Annotated in this window: 19 protein-coding genes and 1 riboswitch; of the genes, 14 read left to right on the top strand and 5 right to left on the bottom strand. The window is 65.1% G+C overall.

Translation table 11 applies throughout. The annotated features are described in order from the left end of the window. The first annotated feature begins 13 nt into the window (after positions 1-13). The 4 genes from H0921_RS18150 (at position 14) to H0921_RS07630 (ending at position 5552) form a co-directional block, all read left to right on the top strand. The gene (locus H0921_RS18150) at positions 14-2413 is read left to right on the top strand and encodes a polysaccharide biosynthesis tyrosine autokinase (RefSeq protein WP_194537470.1); all 2400 of its coding nucleotides are present in this window, start codon (positions 14-16) and stop codon (positions 2411-2413) included. 114 nt (positions 2414-2527) lie between these two features. Next, positions 2528-3196 (top strand): exosortase-associated EpsI family protein, encoded by a 669-nt coding sequence (locus tag H0921_RS07640; RefSeq protein ID WP_194537469.1) that lies wholly within the window; start codon positions 2528-2530, stop codon positions 3194-3196. A gap of 72 nt (positions 3197-3268) precedes the next feature. Next, positions 3269-4012: a sugar transferase gene (locus H0921_RS07635; protein ID WP_194537468.1), complete on the top strand. Its 744-nt coding sequence runs from the start codon at positions 3269-3271 to the stop codon at positions 4010-4012. A 256-nt stretch (positions 4013-4268) separates the two neighbouring features. Then, positions 4269-5552 (top strand): glycosyltransferase family 2 protein, encoded by a 1284-nt coding sequence (locus H0921_RS07630; RefSeq protein ID WP_194537467.1) that lies wholly within the window; start codon positions 4269-4271, stop codon positions 5550-5552. On the opposite strand, the gene H0921_RS07625 is transcribed toward H0921_RS07630, so the two are convergent. Next, positions 5453-6337, bottom strand: coding sequence for a hypothetical protein (locus H0921_RS07625; protein ID WP_194537466.1), 885 nt, complete (start codon positions 6335-6337; stop codon positions 5453-5455). The two genes, H0921_RS07630 and H0921_RS07625, sit on opposite strands and share 100 nt — an antisense overlap. A 232-nt stretch (positions 6338-6569) precedes the next feature. After that, complete coding sequence (locus H0921_RS07620; protein WP_194537465.1) at positions 6570-7277, bottom strand: hypothetical protein; 708 nt, start codon at positions 7275-7277, stop codon at positions 6570-6572. Positions 7278-7385: 108 nt separating this feature from the next. On the opposite strand from H0921_RS07620, the gene H0921_RS07615 reads away from it, so the two are divergent. Beyond that, the gene (locus H0921_RS07615) at positions 7386-8081 is read left to right on the top strand and encodes a hypothetical protein (RefSeq protein WP_194537464.1); all 696 of its coding nucleotides are present in this window, start codon (positions 7386-7388) and stop codon (positions 8079-8081) included. Positions 8082-8279: 198 nt separating this feature from the next. On the opposite strand, the gene H0921_RS07610 is transcribed toward H0921_RS07615, so the two are convergent. Continuing rightward, complete coding sequence (locus H0921_RS07610) at positions 8280-10184, bottom strand: thiamine pyrophosphate-binding protein (protein WP_228499208.1); 1905 nt, start codon at positions 10182-10184, stop codon at positions 8280-8282. Positions 10185-10474: 290 nt separating this feature from the next. Further along, a riboswitch (Fluoride riboswitch) is annotated at positions 10475-10584 on the top strand. A gap of 318 nt (positions 10585-10902) precedes the next feature. Here H0921_RS07610 and H0921_RS07600 point away from each other — a divergent pair. Beyond that, on the top strand, positions 10903-11709 hold the full coding sequence (locus tag H0921_RS07600) for a DUF190 domain-containing protein (RefSeq protein ID WP_194537462.1): 807 nt from the start codon (positions 10903-10905) through the stop codon (positions 11707-11709). A gap of 136 nt (positions 11710-11845) precedes the next feature. Next, the gene (gene crcB, locus H0921_RS07595) at positions 11846-12277 is read left to right on the top strand and encodes a fluoride efflux transporter CrcB (RefSeq protein WP_228499206.1); all 432 of its coding nucleotides are present in this window, start codon (positions 11846-11848) and stop codon (positions 12275-12277) included. Positions 12278-12298: 21 nt separating this feature from the next. Here crcB and H0921_RS07590 read toward each other — a convergent pair whose 3' ends face one another. Further along, a complete protein-coding gene (locus tag H0921_RS07590) occupies positions 12299-13012 on the bottom strand; it encodes a lipoate--protein ligase family protein (protein WP_194537461.1) in 714 nt (237 codons plus the stop codon). Between the two features lie 154 nt (positions 13013-13166). On the opposite strand from H0921_RS07590, the gene H0921_RS07585 reads away from it, so the two are divergent. The 7 genes from H0921_RS07585 (at position 13167) to H0921_RS07555 (ending at position 19246) form a co-directional block, all read left to right on the top strand. Then, a complete protein-coding gene (locus H0921_RS07585) occupies positions 13167-13481 on the top strand; it encodes a Dabb family protein (protein ID WP_194537460.1) in 315 nt (104 codons plus the stop codon). 114 nt (positions 13482-13595) lie between these two features. Beyond that, positions 13596-14135, top strand: coding sequence for a hypothetical protein (locus H0921_RS07580; protein ID WP_194537459.1), 540 nt, complete (start codon positions 13596-13598; stop codon positions 14133-14135). Positions 14136-14268: 133 nt separating this feature from the next. Beyond that, positions 14269-14745: a flavin reductase family protein gene (locus H0921_RS07575; protein ID WP_194537458.1), complete on the top strand. Its 477-nt coding sequence runs from the start codon at positions 14269-14271 to the stop codon at positions 14743-14745. 472 nt (positions 14746-15217) lie between these two features. Then, positions 15218-15457 carry a hypothetical protein gene (locus tag H0921_RS07570; RefSeq protein WP_194537457.1) on the top strand — a complete coding sequence of 80 codons (240 nt, stop codon included), beginning with the start codon at positions 15218-15220 and terminating at the stop codon, positions 15455-15457. Between the two features lie 378 nt (positions 15458-15835). Further along, positions 15836-17185 carry a DUF1501 domain-containing protein gene (locus tag H0921_RS07565; RefSeq protein ID WP_228499203.1) on the top strand — a complete coding sequence of 450 codons (1350 nt, stop codon included), beginning with the start codon at positions 15836-15838 and terminating at the stop codon, positions 17183-17185. A gap of 308 nt (positions 17186-17493) precedes the next feature. Next, positions 17494-17994: a formaldehyde-activating enzyme gene (gene fae, locus H0921_RS07560; protein ID WP_194537456.1), complete on the top strand. Its 501-nt coding sequence runs from the start codon at positions 17494-17496 to the stop codon at positions 17992-17994. A gap of 376 nt (positions 17995-18370) precedes the next feature. Beyond that, positions 18371-19246, top strand: a complete 876-nt coding sequence (locus tag H0921_RS07555; protein WP_194537455.1) for an NADP-dependent methylenetetrahydromethanopterin/methylenetetrahydrofolate dehydrogenase — start codon at positions 18371-18373, stop codon at positions 19244-19246. 279 nt (positions 19247-19525) lie between these two features. Here H0921_RS07555 and H0921_RS07550 read toward each other — a convergent pair whose 3' ends face one another. After that, on the bottom strand, positions 19526-20479 hold the full coding sequence (locus H0921_RS07550) for a hypothetical protein (protein ID WP_194537454.1): 954 nt from the start codon (positions 20477-20479) through the stop codon (positions 19526-19528). Positions 20480-20611 lie beyond the last annotated feature (132 nt).

The following is a 20611-nucleotide window of genomic DNA, read 5'->3' as shown; positions in this document are numbered from 1 at the left end:
AGAGGATGGCACGATGAGCAGCACGACAGCGACAGCAGCGACACCTTCCGGGACGGGAGCCAATCCCTCCCTGCGGCTGGCAGTACAGCGGCGGGGGATGCCGGCCCCGGAGGCGGCCAACACCTGGCGGGTCCTGCACTACCTGCGCCTGCACTGGCTGATGATTCTGTTCTGCGGTTCGCTGCTGGGAGGTGTGGCGGCTTATGCCGCGTGGCAGTTGCTGGCGAGCAAGTACGAGTCGTACGCCTTGTTGCAGGTGTCGTCCGTGCCGGCGGCTTTGGCCAACCAGAACAATCCCACGCAGGCACGCACGGACTTTGTGACCTACCTGAAGACCACGGCGGCCTTGCTCCGCTCGGAGTTCGTCCTCAACGCCGCTCTGCGCGACATCCGCGACCTGCCCACCATCCGGAACCAGAAGGACCCGATCAAGTTCCTGGACGAGGAGCTGATCGTGCAGTGGCAGGATGGGTCCGAAGTGGTGCGGATTGCTTTCAAGAGCCGGGAACCGCAGGATGCGCGGCGGATTGTCGATGCGGTGCAGAAGGCCTTCATGGCGGAGGTGATCCAGAAGGACGTGCAGGAGAAGCAGCTCTTCCTGCGCAAGGTGGAAGAGGCGCAGTTGGAGCTGCGGAAGATCCTGGAGCGGAAGGCGGAGCGTCCGTTGGCAGCGCGGGAGGGCGGCGAGGGTGCCGGAGCCGGCCCCAATCCGCCCGCGGGCGGTCCGAACCCGCCCGTGGCTGGACGCGGCGATCATCCCTTGCCCGTTCCGCCGGTGCTACCGGCTGGGGCAGCGGGGGGAGCGCCGGCCCTGCCTGTCGGAGCCGTTCCCCAAGGTGGACCTGCCGCAGCGGGAGCACCGCCCGCTCCCAACCCGATCCTGATCCCCGCAGCGGCGATGCTGCCGGCGGAACCAGCCGGGTGGGACCGCCTCATCCGCAGCAATCCGGCGATTGTGGTCAACAAAGTCACGGCGTTGATCCAGGAGGTGGAACGCCTGCCGATTGAGATCAATCATGCCCAGCGCCGCCTGGCGATCCTGCGGGAGAAGATGGAGTCGATCAAAAACGCTCCGGTCTCGGACATCACTTTGCAACTGGTCGAGAAGGACCCGGAGGTGATGGCGCAGGTGCAGCGGACCCGTCAGGCGCTGCGGGAGTACGAGTTCCGCCGCAATGCTGCCGCTGATCCGGAGGCGCCGAAGCTGCGGGAGCTGAAGGCCAGCTACGAGGCGCACGAAGCCGCTCTGGCCGCCTTGCGCAAGGAGAAGGCGGATGCCCTGGAACGGAATCGCCGCCTGGCCGAAGCCCAGAAGGTCGCCGCGGAGATGGAGGAGGTGATCCGCAGCATCCAGCGCCTGCAAGAGCAGCTCGACACGGCCAAGGCCCTGCTCGCCCGAACCGAGCGGCAACTGGTCCATCTGCCGCTGGGGGAGAAAGTCGCCGAGGGGAGCGATGGCCGCATCTACCGCCCGGAGCTGAGCGATCTGGATAGCACCGATGGCATCTACCGCCGCCTGGTGCAGCAGTATTATCTGACCCGGCTGGAGCTGGACTCGCCGCCGCGGGTGCGTGTGATCCAGTCGGCATCCACGCCGATCCAGCGGGACATGAAGAAGCAGATCGTCGGCACCATCTTCGCCGGCCTGATGGGTTTTGTGCTGGTGGCGGCGGGCGTCATCGCGGTGGAGACGCTGGCCCAGCGGATCAGCTCGCTGCAAGATGTGCGGCAGGCGGCCGGTCTTGCGGTGGTGGGGGTGATCCCCGGCAAGGCGGAGGCGGTCTTTGCGCGTTCGGCGTCGGAGCGAGCGGCGGCGGTCGAGGCGGTGGACAAGCTGCGGGCTTATGTCTCGCAAGCCTACCTGACGCGGGGAGCAACCGTCATCGGCCTGACGAGTGCCCTCCAGGACGACGGCAAGGCGGTGGTGGCCGTGGCTTTGGCAGCGAGCATTGCTCACACGGGGCTGCGCACTCTGCTGGTGGATTTCGATCTGCGTCGGGGGCAGCTTCACCGGTTCCTGGGAGTGGAGAACCACAACGGTGTGAGCGAATGGCTGCGGGGCGAGACCGACGCCACAGCGGCGATCCGCTCGCTGTCCGGCGGGTTGCACTTCCTGCCCGCGGGACGCTGGACGGAGGAGGTCCGGGCGGCGGCTACGGGCGAGCGTCTGTCCCAGCTCCTCGCCGCTTGGAAGGGAAGCTTCGACTGCGTCATTGTGCACAATCACGCACTGCTGGCTGCGGCGGAGGCCCTGGAGGTCGGGCGCCGCTGCGACGTGCTGCTGGTCTGCTGCCAGTACCGAGAGACCACCGTCCCGTTGCTCAAGCGGGTGGCGGAACGCATCCTCCAGTTGGAGGCCCCTTCCAGCGGGATTGTGTATGTGGGAGCCAGCCCAGCGGAGAGCCTCTGTTAATCTCCACAAGGGTTGCCGCCCCTGCGGGTTCGCCGTGGCAGCGGGTAGCCGGGAAGGCCCGCGGAGTTCGCCCCAAGGGACGGGATCGACCGATAGGAAGCATAAGGAGCAAGGATGCGCGGAATCAGTGCGATCGGTGCGATCGTGGCAGCCGGCCTGCTGGTCGTGGCGGCTTGGGTGCACGGAGCCAGTACGCAGCGCTGGCGTCTGCCCCCGGCTCAGGCGGACCGCGTGGAACGGCTGCACGCTCTGGAGATTCGCTTTGCGGACTGGCGGCCCACGCTGCTGACCACGGAGGAGTTGCCCCCCCACGAGAAGAGTCGGGCGACGGCGCGGCATTACGGTCCGGCCCACTCCGGGGAAGGAGCGGTGGTCACGCTGATCAGCGGTCCGCCCGGTGCTGTCACCATTCACACGCCGGATGTTTGCTATCCCGCCAGCGGCTATCGGGTGCTTTCCGGCCCGCGCCGGCAGACCGTGACCCTGCCTGATGGCACCGTGGCTGCCTATTACGTAGCGGACTTCGAGAAGCGCTCCGCCACGCAGCGGGACCGCGTCCGCGTGCGCTGGTCCTGGAGCGACTTTGGGACCTGGTCCGCTCCCGATCGGCCCCGCTGGCAATTCGCCCGGCAACTGCAATTGGCCCCCGTGCTCTTCAAATTGTACGTGGCCACACCTCTGGCGGGGGATGAGCTAGCAAGTCAGCGCGAGGATGACGAGACGATCCGCGCCTTCACCCAGGCCGCTTTGAGCCAGTACGCGGCGGCGCTGTCTCGCCCCTGAGGTGTAAACATTGTGACCCCTGGCAGGGAAGCTATGACTGGTCCCTTATCCACCCTTCAGGATCGACACCCTATGGCACCGACTCTGCTTTCGTCCTCCGGCAGCAGCAAGCTGCAAGTGCGTTCCGCGAACCGTACGTCAGCGGTTCCGCGCCTCCGCCGCCGCCTGGCTGTCCCGCCGCTGGTGGTTCCGCCTCCAACGGTGGGAGAAAGACTGCGCGATGCTCTGGAAGCGCTGCTGGCAGCGGGACTGTTGCTGCTAACCGCTCCGCTGTGCGTGCTCTGTTGCCTGCTGGTGCGCGTGACTTCCCGCGGTCCGGCGATCTACTCCCAAAGCCGGGTCGGCCGCGGAGGCCGCATCTTCACCCTCTACAAAATCCGCACCATGTACCACGACTGCGAGAAGGCGACCGGACCCCGCTGGAGCGGCCCTAACGATCCGCGCATCACCCCTGTGGGACGCATCCTGCGGAAACTCCACCTCGATGAACTGCCCCAATTGTGGAACGTAATCCGGGGGGATATGCGCCTCATCGGCCCACGCCCTGAACGGCCCGAAATCGTCGCCCGACTGCGCGAACACATCGTCGGTTACGACCGCCGCCATCTCGTCAAGCCCGGCATCACCGGATTCGCCCAAATCCACCTGCCCCCGGATACCTGTTTGCGCAGCGTCCGCAACAAATTGGCTTACGACCTCTTCTACATCCGGCGGCGCCACTGGCGCTTCGACCTGTACATTCTGCTGGCCACCGTGCTGAAACTCCTGGGCTTGCGCCGGCTCTATCACCGCCCGCCGCGCTATCCCACCGCCTGAAACGGCTCTCTCCCCTCACCCCCGGCCCGCTAGCCGGCTGGGGCCAGACACTCGACTTGACAGCGCGCTGGCGAGGCAAGCAACAGCAAGCAGGAGTGGCAGGCGCAAAAGGAAAACAGGAGAGGCCAGCGAGAACAACACCGAGGCCAGGGAAAGGGCAGGGGGGCAAGCTGACGCGGTCTTCCGCCTGCGGCTACCGCCATCCCAGGACAGGGCCTGGAACATGAGGAACGCGATGCACACCAGGGAGGGACAGGTGAAATCTGCTGCTTGCGGCAATGCCTTCGCGGATGCCCGCGGTGCGTTCGCTGATGAACCTGCACCCACCGAGTCTGCCGCGGGAGTGTGGCCGTTTGTCAGCGTCCTGGTGCCGGTGCGCAATGAGGAACGGCATCTGGAACGGACCTTACAGGCCCTGCTGACTCAGGATTACCCCACAGAGCGGTATGAGGTCATCGTCGCGGATGGGCAATCCGAGGATGGGACGGTGGCGATCGTCCGGCGCTGGCAGGAGCGGTATGCTCAGTTGCATCTGGTGGCGAATCCGCGGCGCTGGTCTTCGGCGGGGCGCAACGCGGCCTGGCGGCACTCCCGCGGCGAATACATCGTCATCGTGGATGGCCATTGCCATCTGCCGGACCGGCGCTATCTGCGGCATGTGGTCGAGGCGTTTGCCACAAGCGGAGCCGATTGCCTGGGGCGGCCCCAACCCCTGGAAGTGCCGGACCCGACGCCGTTCCAGGAAGCGGTGGCCCTGGCTCGGCGCAGTTGGCTCGGCCACAACCCGGACTCGGACATCTTTGCCGACACGCCGCGCTTCATTCCGGCGCAAAACACCGCGGTGGCTTACCGCCGAGAGGTCTTCCACCAGGTGGGGCTGTTTGACGAAACGTTCGATGCCTGTGAAGATGTCGAGTTCAACACGCGGGTGGATCAGGCGGGGTTGCGCTGCTATTTCGCTCCAGCTTTGCGAGTGCATTACGAACCGCGGCGCAGTTTCGGGGCGTTGTTTTATCAGCTCCGCCGTTATGGCACGGGCCGCGCCCGCCTGGCGTTCAAGCATCCGCAAGCGCTGACGCTGCCGGCGGTCCTGCCGCCGCTGCTCCTTGTGGGACTGCTGGCGTCTCTTCTCGCCGCTGCTTTTTGGCCGCATCTGCTTCTGCTGCTGGGTCTCGCCGCCGCGGGGTATCTTTTGCTCCTGGTCGCAGTTTCCCTCGTTGTGGGGCGGGGCCGATCCTGGCGCGTGCGCTGCCGCATTCCGCTGGCCTTTGTCGCCATTCATTTCGGCTTTGCCTGGGGGTTTCTGGAGGAAGTGGTCCGTCAGATAGGGCGGCGAGTGCGGCGAGTGGTCCAGAAGCTGCGGGCGTGGCTTCCCATGCGGTGGGCGATCCAGAAGCTGCGGGCCATCGGACAACGCTGGCGCGGCGCTCTGGTACGGCCTTATGCCCTGGACCAGCCGGGCCGTTCCCCAGCGGAGGAGACGGACGAGAGGGGGCCGATCCAGGCTACCGCCGCGGGGGGAGGAGCCGGCGGAGGCTGACGATTCGGCTGGAACAGCAGGGGCAAGACGATCAGCATCGTGGCAAAACCGAAGGCCAGGGTCAGGCCGGCGGCGTGGCTGGGCAGAAACTGAAGGATCGGCCACAAGGCGATAAACCAGACGACAAACAGCAGGATGTTGAGCACCAGGGACACCGCCACGACTTTGGGGGTGGGGACGTGGACGGTGCCGAGTTGATCGGCGAAGATGTAGCGTTCGCCTCCGGCTTCGATGAAGCGCCGCCCCTCGAAACCGCTGGCATAAGCGGGGACTCCCGGTGGGTCCTCCTGGAGGACGGCGTTGAAGCGAATCGGCTTCCCGGAAGGGTCAAGCTGCACGCGCAGCGCCACGGTCATGAAGGCTTCCCCGTTGCGGTTCACGCCGTTGAGGCGGAAGGGTTCCCCCGTTCCCACCGCGACGAAGCCCTCCCCGCGGTTCCCCACGTTCTTGCGGAAGCGGGTCACGACTTCCACCGGCTGGCCGCTCTCATCACGTTTCAGCTTCGGCGGTTCCACCGCCACCCAGCGGATGGCCTCGAACTCCTCGAACGGCACCTGCTCCTCCGAGGCGAACTCGAAGAGCGTGTCGTATTTCCCCGGCGCCCGGCGGTCCAGAGCCACCCACAGGGTCAGATAGCTGCCCACCAGCACGGCGGCGGCGATGGCGCGGAGCGGAAAAAGGTCGGCCACCTCCTGATACCACAGACCTTGAGCCAGCAGTCCGCCTCCCCAAAACAGGGCGAACAACACCAGCACTACCAAGAGCCACAGCAGAATGAGCGACACGGTTCCTCCGCACTATTGGTCAGGAAGCCACCCCGGTGATGAGGCAGCGGCCATCGGTTATGGGATGAGGCAACGGCCAGGTGTTGTTAGGACACCATCTTTTCCTACGTCTCGGGGCAACGGCCAGGTGTTATTAGGATACCATCTTTTTCTGCGTCGTGCCGGGGTGTCGGAGCCATTGCGAGTCAGCTAAGGGAATGTTTCGGGGCATTTCGAGAAAGCCAGGGGAAAGTCAGGATGGCGGCTTGGCGGCTTGGGAGGCAGGGTTAGTGTCCGCAGGTGGAGGCGGAGGATTCCCGGCGAGTAGGGGCGATGAGTTCGTGCCCGAAGGGTTTGTCTCTACGGCATGGGAGGCGGGGTTCGCGGTCGCAGTCGCAGCTTGGGATGCGGGATTTGGGTCCGTAGAGTGGGGGGCGGGATTGGCCGCCGCTTGGGATGCAGGGTCACGGGGAGTGTCGGGCGGGTCGTGCGGCAGGGGATGGAGCAGCGGGGGATGGCCGAAGCGTGCCCGCAGGCGGTTGATGCCTTCCAGAACACCGGGGCGGGTCAGGAACCAGCGGAGGCAGCGGTGCTTGCCCGGCAGATCGACCAGCAAGACGCCGAGAAAGATCGTCAACAGTCCCTGGCCCGGCACAGCCGGCAGCGACAGAAGAATGCCCAGAGCAATGAGAAGATAACCGAAGACGTTGCGCAGGAGGGCCAAAAGGATTTTCAGCACGGGATGGCGGTCGATGGGCCGGCGCGCTTCGGGATTGACGAAGTAGTCCGGCGGCAGGCGCGTCAAGGCGAAGGCGACGGCGGCTAAACTGATGATGGCGGAGAACACCGTCAGTAGGATGACACCGACGGCGAGGAACCAGCCATTTCCTTCCGGGAGATAGGGGGCGAGCCAGGAAGGGGTGTCTGCACCGAGCAGGGGAGACATGGGACAGTTCGCCATCGTGGGATTCACCGGGAAGCCGTCGGCTGAGCCTCCTGCCGTCAATCTCTGCTATTGTACGGAGTGGGAGTGTCGCTGCACGGGTCCCCACGAGGGGAGGGAGAAAGCGTGTCTGGGCCATCTGAGCCGGGATCGACCGAGGTGATTGCCTGCCCAGCCTGCCGGCATCTGTTGCGGGTGCCGGTAGCCTGGCTGGGGGAAGCGGTGCAGTGCCCGCAATGCCGGGCGCGCTTCCGAGCGCCGATCCGCCAAGGCGAGCGGTTGAGCGAGCCGGAATTGCTGGAGGCAGGCGGAGCAGCCGCAGCGGGAAGCCAGACGGGAAGGGGAGCGGAAGCCGCTCCGGGAGCACCCGATGCCGCTTTGTGGCTGCCGGCCTACGGCTTGATCGTCTGCGGCCTGGCAGGGCTGATCGTCAACGTCCTGATCACCTGGCGGTTGTACAGCGATCCCGAAGGCTCGCGGGCTTACGTCCAGCATCAGATCGAACGGTTGCGGGAGTGGGGCTTTGGGGCGGACGAGGCAGAAGCGGAACGGCCGCAGCGGGACGCGGAGCGCGGGGAGTGGGCCATGCGGCATCTGCCGTGGATTGTCCCGGCTTCGGCGGGAGCGGCGGCCCTAGCCCTGCTCGGCGGTCTCTCCATCGCCCTGCGCTGGAATTACCGCCTGGCTCAAATCGGCTGCCTGGCCGCGGGACTCAATCCTGTGGGCCTCTGCTGCCTGCCGGGAGCGCTCGTCGGACTGTGGGGGCTGATTTTGCTCCAGTCGGAAGAAGGGCGGGGCCACTTCGGCTTGCCCGTGCTCTGAGCGGCAGCGCAGAGGGACACGGACTGGTCTGCACGCCGGTCGCTGTTCTCCCGGTCCAGCGGCACGGTCCGATCCACGGGCACAGTCCGAAGCGTTGACGGGGAACGGTGACGGCAGGGGACGCGTAGTTTGGCTGGAAGCCGTCCGACGAAGCGGGAGGCGGTTTTTCCCCCTTCGTCAATCGCACTCTTGGGGGCGTCAGTCGCTTTCTTTGAGGCGGAGGGCGCGGGCACCGATGCGGGCCAGGAAGCGGGCTTTCTGCGCCGGGGTGAGTTCGCGGGCATAGCGGCGGCGGACGGCTTCGATCCAGCGGATTTTCCGCTCGTGGTAATCCGTGGCCACGCGCACCAGGACCGGGCCGGGATGCTCCAGGGCCTGGCGGAGGCGCTCGTCGAGCTGGTCGTGGCGGGTGATGTCTAGATAAGCCAGGCCGAGAGCTTGGGCCAGGGCCTTGTAATCCAGGCGGGCCAGGATGGTGGCGGTGGTCCGCAGATAAGCCGGAAGCTGAAGCATCTGCATGTAGTGATACGCCTGATCATCGAGGATGAAGAATTTGACGGGGAGGTGTTCGCGGGCGGCGGTGCTCAGTTCCAGGGCGGACATGAGGGCGCAGCCATCACCGGTGAGGGTCGCAACGAGCCGGCCGGGATGCACGCGTTGCGCTCCAATCGCCGCCGGGATGCTCCACCCCATCGCCTGGTTGTCCACCGGATTGAAGTAAGTGCGAGGGTGATAGACGGTGAAGTGCTCGGCGGCCAGGTGCTCGCTGACCGTGACATCGGTGAATAGCAAAGCGTCAGCGGGCAAGTGGCAGCGCAGGGCGCGGATCAGGGCGAGGGGATCGACCCCGCACGGCGGCTGGGGAATGCGGGCAAAGCGGCGCTGGACTTCGGCTTTGAGCTGGGCGATGCGCTGCATGAGCTGTGGATTGGCCGGGCGGCGGAGGCGGTCCGCGTGAGTCAGCAGGCGGCCGAGGAACAGGCGGGCATCCGCATGGACGCAGACATCCGTGCGCAGAATCCGCCCCAAATTGGCCGCGCTGCTATCAACGTGGATCACCCGCTGCGGCTGAGGGTTGCCGTAATACCCCGTGGACACCTCGCTGAACTTGACCCCGATGGCCAGCAAGGTGGTGACACCGGCCTGTCGCGGCAAGCGGCCATCCCCGGCGAACACGGCCTCGGCCACCTCCGAAGCGTGTGGTCCAAAACCCCACCCCACGGCCAGAGGATGGTTCTCCGGGATCACCCCCTTGCCGGAGACGCTCGTGGCGACCGGAGCCTGGAGCAGCTCGGCGACCGCTTGCAACTCCGCTGTCGCCTCCATGCAGCCGTAGCCGGCATAGATGCCGATGCGGGCCGTTGGATCGGCTAGCAGCTCCAGCGCGCGGGCGAACGCCGCCTCATCCCACGGCGGCGGCGGCTCCGGCGGCGGCGGACAGCGAAAATCTCGCACCTCGATGAAGAGGTTGTACGGCACCACCACCGCCACAGGACCGGGTTCCTCCTGCTGGGCGGCGACAAACGCCTGGCGCACCGCGGCGGGAATCTGCTCCACCGTTTGCACCGGATAAATGGATTTGCACACCGGCTTGAGCAGCTCGACTTGAGGCAAGGAGTGGACCTGGAACGGTCGGGCGTCGGCGCCGTTGGCTACGTCCCCGACAATCGCCACGACCGCGCTGGAGTCCAGCAGCGCTTCCCCCAGGCCCGTCAGCGAGTTGGTCACACCGGGACCGGGCACCACGCAGAGCACGCCGGGCTGCCCTGTACTCCGCGCATACCCATCGGCCATGCAGGCGGCGGAGAACTCATGCGCCACGAGCAAATACGGCAAACCCTTTTGCTTGAAGGTGTCCCACAGCTCGTTCTCCTGGGCGCCGGGGATGCCGTAGACGCAACCGACCCCCTCCAGTTGCAAGGCGGTGACCAGGGCTTCCGCCCCGCTCATGCGGCCCACGACCCAATCCGGCTTGCGCCGTTGCCGGAGGCGGGCCAGCGGCCCAGCGGAGACCGCTCCCGCCAGCGCTCCGCTTCCTCCGATCGCCGCCACGCTCTGCATCCAGGCCCGCCGAGACAGCGGCCCCCACACCGGCTCCATCATCCCTTCCTTCCCCACCGGACGAATACGCCCCAGAATCCCACATCTTCCTCAGAGTCCCACCCTTCGTATCGACAAAGTCGATCCCTTCCCTTCCGCCTTTTCTCTCGTCTCGTTTCGTTCTGCGGTTCTCGTAGCCTACTTGGGTCTCCCGTCTGATCTTGTTCCGCTGGTTCCTCAACTCAACCCTGGCACCTTGCCATGCGACAGGAAGACCCAGGCCCAACGGCCCAGCGCATCGGCGAGCCTTCCCCTCTGGAAGTCCGGAACATCACGGCGTACAATACGGGCGACAACCTGACGGTGATGGAGTTCACCGGAACCGCCGCGGCGATCGCCGACTCCAGAACGCGAATGCCGTCCTTCTCCTGGCCGAGCCGTGGCTGATGACTCCTGCGGGGAGAATCTCCCGGCAGGGGTTTTTTTGTGGGTATGTGCGACACCCCGCTGGGGCTTCCCGGCGGGGTGGATTTGTTTCTGGAGGTGGGTTTGTTCGCTGAGCAACGGCTGTGTTCCCTGGGCAACGGCGTGGTTCCCTGCGGTGTTCTCTGGGCAACGGCGTGGTTCCCTGGTGAGGGGAAAAAAGCGAGTAACAGCCAGGGCAAGCGGGGGAGGCGGGAGGAATAGGGGGCGAGATGCTGGAACAGGGGGGCGAGATGCTGGAACAGGGGGGCGAGATGCTGGAACAGGGGGCGAGATGCTGGAACAGGATGGCGATACAATGAAAAAATTACCAGCCCAAGCCGTACCCGCCGAGGATGGGCAGCGGATGAAGCTCGAAGGGGAGCAGACCCTGCTGCGCGTGGTGCTGCGTTCGACGGACCGTTACAGTTGGCGGCGCCGGACGGTGGAGGAGTTGCTGCGCCGGGCGCTGGCCCGCGGTCTGATGGGGGCGACGGTCCTGGAAGGGGAAGGAGGGCTGGATAGCGCGGGGCAGTTCGTCGGGTCGAGCCGGTGGAGTCTGGTCCGCCGCCGCCTACTCGTGGCCGAGTTTCTGGATGCTCCAGCGATCATCGGCGCTTTTTTGTCCGACGCCGCCGCGGTCGTTCGGCGGGGCACCCTGATGCTCGAACGCGCCCACGTGCTGGTGTTTCGCCGCCGCCAGGAGCAGATGCAAGCCATCCGCACCCACCTGGCCGTTCCGGACCGGGTTCCCCCGTCCGCCTGCTTGCCTGCCGCCGAGGAGTTTCCCCTGATGCGTACCTTTGTGGACGGCTATCTGCTGCGCATTTTCATGGACGATTCCGATGAGTGGCGCGGCCAGCCGCTGTATCAGGCGATCCTGCATCAGGCCCAGCAGTTGGGCTTGCACTCCCTGGTGGTCCTGCGCGCCCCGTTGGGCTACGGCACGCACCGGCGGGTCCATAGTCCGCGCTCCGCCGATTACCTCACCGACTTGCCGGTCCTCGTGGAAGTCGTGGACAGCCGCGAGCAGATCGAACGCCTCCTGCCGTTTCTGGACGAGGCGGTGCCGGAGGGGTTGGTCACCATCGAAGGGGTGAAGATGTGGCGGAAGGTGGAGGCGTAGAGAGAGGAGGGACCGGGGGCGAAGGGGGTGGGAGCCGCCAGCGCAGGAAGCCGGTGGGACGCGGAATGTCTGCGGGGGGACGGGGTGCGATGACGCAACGCTGTCCACCAACCGGGCACGCCCGTGGGAAAGGGGGATGACTGTGGACAATACCAGTGGCATCTGGGGACTGTGGCTGCAACCGATCGTCCTGGTGGGCCTCGGCAGTGCGATTGGAGGGAACCTGCGCTATTGGCTCGGCCGATGGGTGGAGGCGCAGCAGTGGCCCGGCGGGCTGCCCTGGGGCACGATCTGGGTCAATCTGACCGGTTCCCTGCTCCTGGGCTTTCTGGCTGTCTGGCTTTTGGAGCGGCTGGGACCGGAGTGGCGGGGATGGTACCTGTTTTTGGGGACCGGCCTGTGCGGAGGCTATACCACCTTTTCCACCTTCGAGTGGGAAACGCTGCAATTGATTCGGCAGGGAAGCTGGCCGCTGGCAGTGCTGAATGTGGTCGTCAGCGTTCTCGCCGGTCTGCTGGCGTTGGGGTGCGGCGTCCTCTTGGCGGTGTGGTTATTGCCTCGGCGCTAAACCGAGCCAGACACTCCCCTGTCAGCGGCGGAGGTGCCAGGCGTCCTGGGCGTATTTTTCCGTCATCAACTCTTGCACGCGGGGCCAGAGGGGGCGGGGGTCGAACGGTTCGCGTGCGTCCCAGTTCTGAAGCAGGCGGCGGCGCAGCTCAGCAGCGGTGAAGGGCAGATTGGTCACGAACTGCTCGTGGGAACGCAGGCGGCGGTACTCCGGTTGCCGGGGCGGCGGGAGCAGATAGCGGGCGTAGTCAGCAGCTTGCACCGCGTAGAGCAGCGTACCGTGATGCAGAAAATACCGCCGCTTGCGCTGCTGGGCATTGCCCGAAACTTTTCGATCGTCCAGCGTCAGGTCGCTTCCCTGAAGATGGAGGCGGACCTCCGGCGCCAAAGCGGTGATGATCCGCTCCAGCACATAGGCGAAGGAGCGGCGGATGTCGTGCAACAGCGGGGCGCGATCGTAGCGCAGCACCAGGGTGAAGCACAGGCAGCCGGGACCGAGCAACACGGTGCCGCCGCCGCTGGCCCGGCGCAGGATCGGAATGCCATCCTCTTGACAGTGCGCTTGGCAGACTTCCGCGGCGACGCAGCCGCCCGCACCAAGTACGACCGCCGGTTGCTCCAATTCCCAGAGCCGCAATAATTCCGGGCCGCCGCTCTCTTCCGCGTGCAGCAGCAGGGCTTCCTCCCAGGCCAGATTCTCCGCCGCCGTTGGACCGGTATACTCCAGACAATGCATAAGTCCTGCAAGTGCTTGGTGGAATGGGGGAGGGATCCTCTCCGAATGTCTGGTGTGCCCGCCGGTTAGGAATTTCCCGCGGCCTCATTGACCGCGTCCCGGCACAAGCGTATGCCAAACTCTGGAAAGGCCCCCCGGTTCTGTGAGGTATCTTATGGCGACGCCCCGTTTGGCCCACAACGTCTTTTTCAAGCTTAAAGATGCTAGTCCCGAAAAAATCCAGGCGCTGGTCGAGGACTGCAAAAAGTATCTCAACGTGCAGCCGGGGATTGTGTTCTTCGCCGCCGGACCGCGCTGCACGGAGCTGACGCGCGATGTGAATGATGTGGACTGGCACGTCGGTCTGCACATCGTGTTTATCGACAAAGCGGCGCACGATGCCTACCAGGAAGATGCCACCCACAATGAGTTCATCGCTCGGAACAAGGCGAACTGGGCCGCGGTGCGGGTTTTCGATTCCCTGGTGTGAGGGCTGCCCAGAGACGGCGCTGGGGTCCGTGGGAGTAGCGCGCCGGAGGAAGCCAACAGGAGGCCTCCGAGGCCGTCAGCCGCTCGGACATGGGAGTGGCAGCAGGAGAGTCCGATGAACCGTCTCGCAGCACATGAGGCGGCAGGGTTTGCCCGGAAGTATCAGTTCCGCGGGGGCAAGGTCCGGCGGGTTCAGCTCCGCTACCGGCGCGGGGGGGTGACCCAGGTGGTCTTCGACCTGCTGGTGCAAAGCAGCGGCCGAGGATCGGGCGAAGCGGCGGCACGCCCGGTCCGCCTCCGACTCCTGTTGCATCAGGTCGCGGAGTTCCGCTTCCAAATGCGTCCCCATCTACCCCGCCGGATCATTGAGGAGGCTCGCTTCGGCTACTGGAACGGTCTGTTTTACCTCATGCTCGATGCTTCAGGGCTGGAGCCGGGAGAACAGGCCAAGGTCCACGATTATCGGGCCAGCGAGGTGTACGCCGCCGGCCGGGAGCTGTACTGGCAAGAGCAGCCGGCACGCCAGCCGAACGCTTCCGCGGCGGAGACGGCCTCGCCCCCAGCGGCGGATGGGACCCCGCCCTCCACGCCAGAGAAAGCCCCGCCGGAGCCATCGCCGGGAACGTCCCCGCTCGCTCCCCCAACCGCGGAATGAGCCGAAGCTCGTGGCGGCGCACCCAAGGCCGATCGGCCCGCTCGGCCCTCGGAGCAAACGCATCGAACCGATGCCTGGGCGAAGCGAGCGGCCCAGACTGCTAGGCCAGGGCCATTGTGCTGAGTGAAGCGATATGACCGATACGCCAGATTATGCCGCGGCGTTGGGCCGCATTCCCAGTGGGTTATTCGTTCTGACAGTCCGCCGCCAGCAGGAGGAAGCCGCCCTGCTGATCAGTTGGGTGCAGCAGTGTTCGATGGTTCCCCCGCGGCTGAGTCTGGCCCTGCGTCAAGGGCGGCCCATCCTCGACTGGCTGACTCAGGGAGCGGTCTTTGTCCTCAACATTCTGGGGGAAGGGAACCGGGAGCTGGTCGCCCACTTCGGCAAAGGGTGGGAACCGGGAACGGATGCCTTCGCGGGCGTGAAGGTGCGGCGAGAGCATCTGCCGGCTCCGGTGCTCTGCGAAGCCCATGCCTATCTCATCTGCCGGGTGGCCGGACATTGCCCCGCGGGAGACCACATCCTCGTGCTCGCCGACATCACCGGCGGGGCCATCCTGCACGAGGGGCGCCCCACCGTTCACATTCGCAAAAACGGCTTGCGCTACTAGGCCAATTTCTGGACAGCCTTCCGCCCCCCGTTCGCAAAAACGGCTTGCGCTACTAGGCCAATTTCTGGACAGCCTTCCGCCCCCCGTTCGCAAAAACGGCTTGCGCTACTAGGCCAATTTCTGGACAGCCCCCGCCTCTTGGCCCTATCGTTTCTGCCTCTGTCTTTCCCGCTCCTCGGCGGTGGAGCGTTTTCTTCCTTCTTCGACCATTCCGAAAGTTTTCATTGCCCAAGCGGTCGTAGGGATTAGAGATGTTGCATGCAGCGAAGAGAGCGGAAACAGTCCGTATTTGGAAAAAAATCTCGATTCCCAGCCGGTGGTGTGGTATCATGCAAGGGACTCGCGGGGCGGGTGGTTTCTGAGTCGCAACGTGGAAGAGAGGGCCTGCCCCTCTCCGCAAAGCAGGCAAGGTGTTCGCGAACGTGGTCCGGTCATCCGGCGAGGGTTGTCCTGAGCCGTGGAGGAGGCAATTATGACGCACCTGTTCAACGGCGAGTTGCATGTGGTCGTTCCTGTCGGTTTTCTGCTGGAGGAAGAACAGGAGGTCACCGTCCACGTCCCTCGCGGCGAAGGGAGTGAATTGCCCATCCGGCTCAAGCTCGTGCCGGCCCGCGTTCCCTCCTCTCCGCCGATGACAACGTCCCGCCAGCGGCGGCACCGCAGCCAGCTTGAGGAGGAATTTCCCGCTTACGATCTTGGAGTCGGCGATTGAAGGCCAATCGGCACTTCCGGAGTCCTAGCAGTCTCTGCTCTCCCTACCAGCACGGCCAATCCTACCGGCAGCCCGAAGCACGCACGAAGCAAGGCTAGCTCTCCGACGGAATGCGACAGGCCAAAGGGGAAAGGGGACTCACCCTCAGCCCCGGCCAGAGGGGAAAGGGGACTCACCCTCAGCCCCGGCTGAGAGCACGCCGTTGGCTCTAAGCTCCGAGGGAGCGTGGGGCGCTGCACATCGGGATTTCCCACATCGGGATTTCCCTCTTGCTGTTGGCCGGGCGGGTGTTCATGATAGAAGGAAGAAAAGTCCCGCCGCTAGCCCTATTCATTGGGGCTGGCACTTGTGGTCTTCCCTCCGTGCAGGAACTTTCCCATGGATCGTGTCTGTCCTGGTCCGCGAGTGACGCGCCGGCAGATGTTGCAAGTCGGCCTGGCTTCTTACGTGGGTTTGAGTTTGCCGCAGGTGTTGCGCGCGGAGCAGCAGCGGCGAACGCTTCCGGCTCGTGCGGACGCCTGCCTGATCATCTTCCTCAACGGGGGTCCGTCGCATCTGGACATGTGGGACCCCAAGCCGCTGGCGCCGGCGGAGATCCGCGGGGAGTTCCGGCCGATTCCGACCTCGGTGCCGGGGGTGCACTTCAGCGAGCATTTGCCGAAACTGGCGCGGCAGATGCACCGCTGCACGTTGATCCGTTCGATGCATCACAGCGTCAACAACGCCCATGCGGCGGCGGTGTATTGTGCCTTGACGGGGCATGATCGCGGGGAGATTGGCGGGGGCGCCCGCCCGGATGATCATCCGTGCATCGGCGCGGTGGCCGGCCGGCAGCGCCCGCCCCAGACGGCCATGCCGGCGCATGTGCTCTTGCCGTTCATCACCAAGGAAGGAGCGGGAGGACCGCCGCAACCCGGCTTCTTCGCCGGTTGGCTGGGCAAACACTACGATCCTTTCGTCATCCTGAAGGACCCCAATGCGCCGGACTTCGGCCTGCCGGAGTTGACCTTCGGTCCGGACATCACCCCCCAGCGCCTGGATCAGCGCCGCCGCCTGATCGACCAGTTGCTCCAGGGGCAGTCCCGCCTGGCTCCCACCGATTTGGATACCGCCCGCCTGCGCGCCTACGAATTGCTCACCTCCCCCGCCCTGCGGGAAGCGGTCCGTCTGGATCGGGAACCGGTCAAACTCCGGGACGCCTACGGGCGGAACATTTACGGCCAGAGCATTCTGCTTGCACGGCGCTTGCTCGAAGCTGGTACGCGGGTGGTCTGCATGTCCTGGGCGCCGGATGCCAACGCCACCTGGGACACCCACGGGAGCAATTTTGTCAAGCTCAAGCGTGAATTGCTTCCGCAGCTTGACGCCGCCGTCTCGACCTTGCTGGAAGACCTGGCCGCACGCGGACGGCTGGAACGGACCCTGGTGGCTGTCCTGGGCGATTTCGGCCGTACGCCCCGGATCAACGGCAACAACGCCGGGCGGGACCACTGGAACTTCTGCTACTCCGTCCTGCTGGCCGGCGGCGGCATTCGCGCCGGGTATGTCCACGGAGCCAGTGATAAGATCGGCGCCCGGCCCAGCTTGCACCCCGTGACTCCCGCCGACCTGATCGCCACGATCTACACCTGCCTCGGCATCCCTCCCGATCTGGAACTGTATGACCGCCTCCAGCGGCCTCTGGTCGTCTGCCCCTGGGGCAATCCGATCTCGGCGATCCTGAGTTAGCAGGTCCGCGGCGAGCCGCCAGTTCCGGCAGGTTCCCCCGGTCGCACAGCCACGGCAAGCTGGCTCCGTCTCCTTTCCTCTGGCCGGCTCGCCGGGGCGAGAACCGGCCCCGGAGTCGAACCGGCTTGCAACCAGGAGCTGGGGGCTGGTGCACAAGGAAAAAAGGGTAGAATCTGTCAGCGGGGTGCTTGCCTCAAGCGGGCCGAATGCTACGATCAACGCCGTCGGTTGTGCCGCGGCGGGGGTGCGAGCCGCTCGCCGGCCGGCGGTCTTTCAAACCCTGGGTGCTACGGAAAGGAGTGCCTCCCATGTCGGTGATGTATGTGGGTGAAGCCCTGGTGCTGGAAGGGAATGATCTGCCGAACGTGGCCCACATCGATCTGGTGATCGGCCCGAAAGACGGACCGGTCGGGGAAGCGTTTGCCAACGCCTTGGCCCGCCAATCCCAAGGCCATACCAACCTCCTCGCGGTGATCAGCCCGAACATTCCCGCCAAGCCGGCCACAGTCATGATCACCAAGGTGACCCTCAAGGGGAGCAAGCAAGTGATGCAGATGTTCGGCCCGGCTCAGGCGGCGGTGGCCCGCGCCGTCGTCGATAGCGTCGTCGAAGGAGTCATCCCCAAGGACAAGGCCGAAGAGTGGTGCATCGTCTGCGGCGTGTTCATCGACCCCAACGCCAATGACAACAAAAAAATCTACAAGAACAACTACGAAGCGACCAAACTGGCCATCCGCCGAGCGCTGCAACAGAAGCCGACCATCGACGAAATCATCGCCCAGAAGGAAACGAAGCATCCGTTTGAATAAGCGGCGCTTGCATCAATAGCACCGGGAAAGCCCGGTGTGTGTCGTCGGTAGGCCCAGATTCAGCCAGTGTCTGCGCGAGGCGGTGGGGCCTGACTCGCCGGAGAGGAGCTGCGGGCTGCCGTCTCCCCAGACACTGGCTCGATCAGAAGCGGGAGGTGGTCGCTGCCTGTTCGCCGGGTCCTCACGGCAGGTCGGGACCGCTCGCGCAACCGCAGTGCGAGCTGCGCTGCCGGGATGCCAGCAGTTGCCAGGAGGGGGACAATTCGGTTCCGTCCTGCGGTGGAGGTGAAATTCTGGGGGACAGGCCATTGTCATCGCGGCGGCAAGCGGACGCCAGGACCTCCAACTCCGCGGCAGCATCATCGAGGTGGGACCTATGGCCGAGAAGACGAAGATTCTGGTGCAGTTGGACACCGATGCCCTGCCGAGCGTGTTTGACCGGATCGTGGCGATCGACGCCGGGGCGGAGCAGGTGTTGAGCTACGGCGGGGTGACGCCGCAGAATGTGGCGCCCCTGGTCCATGGCTGCATCTTCACGCGCGGCCCGCAGGATTTGCACCGCACGGCGATTTTCATCGGCGGTTCGGATGTGCAAGCGGGGGAAGCGCTGCTGAGCGAGGTGCGCAAGCATCTGCTGCCGCAATACGGGCTGAGCGTGTCGATCCTGCTGGACCCCAACGGTGCGAACACGACCGCCGCGGCGGCGGTGCGGGTCGCGGCCCGGCATCTGGATTTGTCCCGCGCCCGCTCGCTGGTCCTGGGGGGAACGGGGCCGGTGGGGCAGCGGGTAGTCCGGCTCCTGGCCCGCGCCGGCGGACATGTGCGGGTCGGTTCCCGGCAACTGGAACGGGCCGAGGCGGTCTGCCAGCGGATTCGCGCTCAGGTCCCCGGTGCAGGCGTGGAGGCTGTCAGCGTCGCCACTGCGGCGGATGCCCCTGAGGCCCTCGAGGGACGCCAGCTTGTCATCGCTGCCGGAGCACCCGGTGTCGTCCTTCTGCCCAAAAAAATCCGGGACAAAGCCAACGCCCTCAAACTCCTCATCGACCTCAACGGCGTCCCCCCCGCCGGTATCGAAGGCGTGGAACTCAACGACAAAGGCACCATCCGCGATGGCATCGTCTGCTACGGCGCCCTGGGGGTCGGCAGCACCAAGATGAAAATCCACAAAACCGCCGTGGCCAAACTGTTTGAAACCCACACCGCCGTCTTCGACATCGAGGAAATCTACCAGCTCGCCCTCCATCTCGATTGACCCTAACGCTGACGTTGCCCGTTGACGTTCCCGCTGCCGCTCGGCCGTTCCGGCCAGCTCTTCGTTTGCCAACAAGGTGTGACCCCCCAAAGGAACCGGCAGGGGGGCGCTGCCGGTCGTCGAGTTCCGTTTCGGGGTTTGACGGAAGAAGCGACAAAGGCAGAAGCGACAAAAACAAACCGGCCGGGGGAAGCTGCCGGTTGCGAAGGCGGAGGGAATCCGCGGCTCTTGGTCAGAGGAGTCTGGAAACCTTGGTCTCAGGCATCCGGGTGGTCCCTGTCAGTTCTTGGCCACGAACTTTTTGATGCGGTAATTCTTGCCAGGGCCTTTGAGCCATTCGACGAAGGACTTGTGCACGAGCTTGTTGTAGTCCACCGGCGGCTGGCCCGGCTGCGGCGGCGTGAACTTGGGGGGAGTCCAGCCGTCCTGGGGCGTCAAGCCAAGGGCGTAGAACGCTTGCGCGACCTGGAAGGGGAACTCGTCGGCATTGGGCTGTTGGCTCCAGTCGGCTTCGGCCAGGGCTTGCAGAATCAGGCGGCTCATCTCCGCGTCGATCGGCACCTGGTCCACTTGCTGGGCGAACATCGGGGCGGAGCGGAACTTCATGACCAGCACAGCGGCGGCTCGGACCCGGACCTCTGGTTTGTCACTCTTGAGTGCAACCATTGGCTTGGCCAGGATAGCCGCGACCTCCTTAGCCTGATAGATTTCCTTGTCTCTTCCCTTGACTACGATGGGCAGGTCGGGGTACAGCATCATGAAATACAGCCCGCCCGGATGCTTGACGAGGAAGAAGAGGAACTCCTCCCCTTCCCGCAAATCCACCGGGTAAGCGGTGGTTCTCTGCACAATCTCCTGGTCCTTGGGACGGAAGGGACGGGCGATGGGGGGAGGGGGAGCCACCTCCTGCGGGACAAAGGCGATCTTCAGATGCGTGATGTTCTCCGCACCAATCAGGTTCTCCTGCACCTTGACCAGGGCCACCTTGTAGCTTACTGTTCTTGTTTTCCTCTGGGGCCAGTCGAATCCTACCACTTCGACTGTCTCCAAGTTCACCGGCTCTTTCTCGATACCAATCACCTTACCGATGACCACCACGTCAGCACGGACGACTTTCTGCACCAGCATCCTAAACCCCATCGCCCTCTCCCACTCATCCTTCTGCGCCGCAGCGGGAATTGCCAGCACCAATACACCCAACCAACCTACACCCAGCAAGGCTGGATTCTTCATGGCTGACCTCCACGGAAGAGAAAGATCATTGGCCGGGCCTCCCACGGGACATTGACCAGGCCTCCCACGGGAAGCGGGCCGAAGGGTTCACTCTTCCCTCGACACACCCCTGGGTGCCACTCAACGTTTCAG

It is taken from the genome of Thermogemmata fonticola, assembly GCF_013694095.1.
GTDB lineage: Bacteria > Planctomycetota > Planctomycetia > Gemmatales > Gemmataceae > Thermogemmata > Thermogemmata fonticola.
The sequence above is the reverse complement of the archived record's forward strand: the minus strand, read 5'-3'. Positions and strand labels throughout refer to the sequence as shown.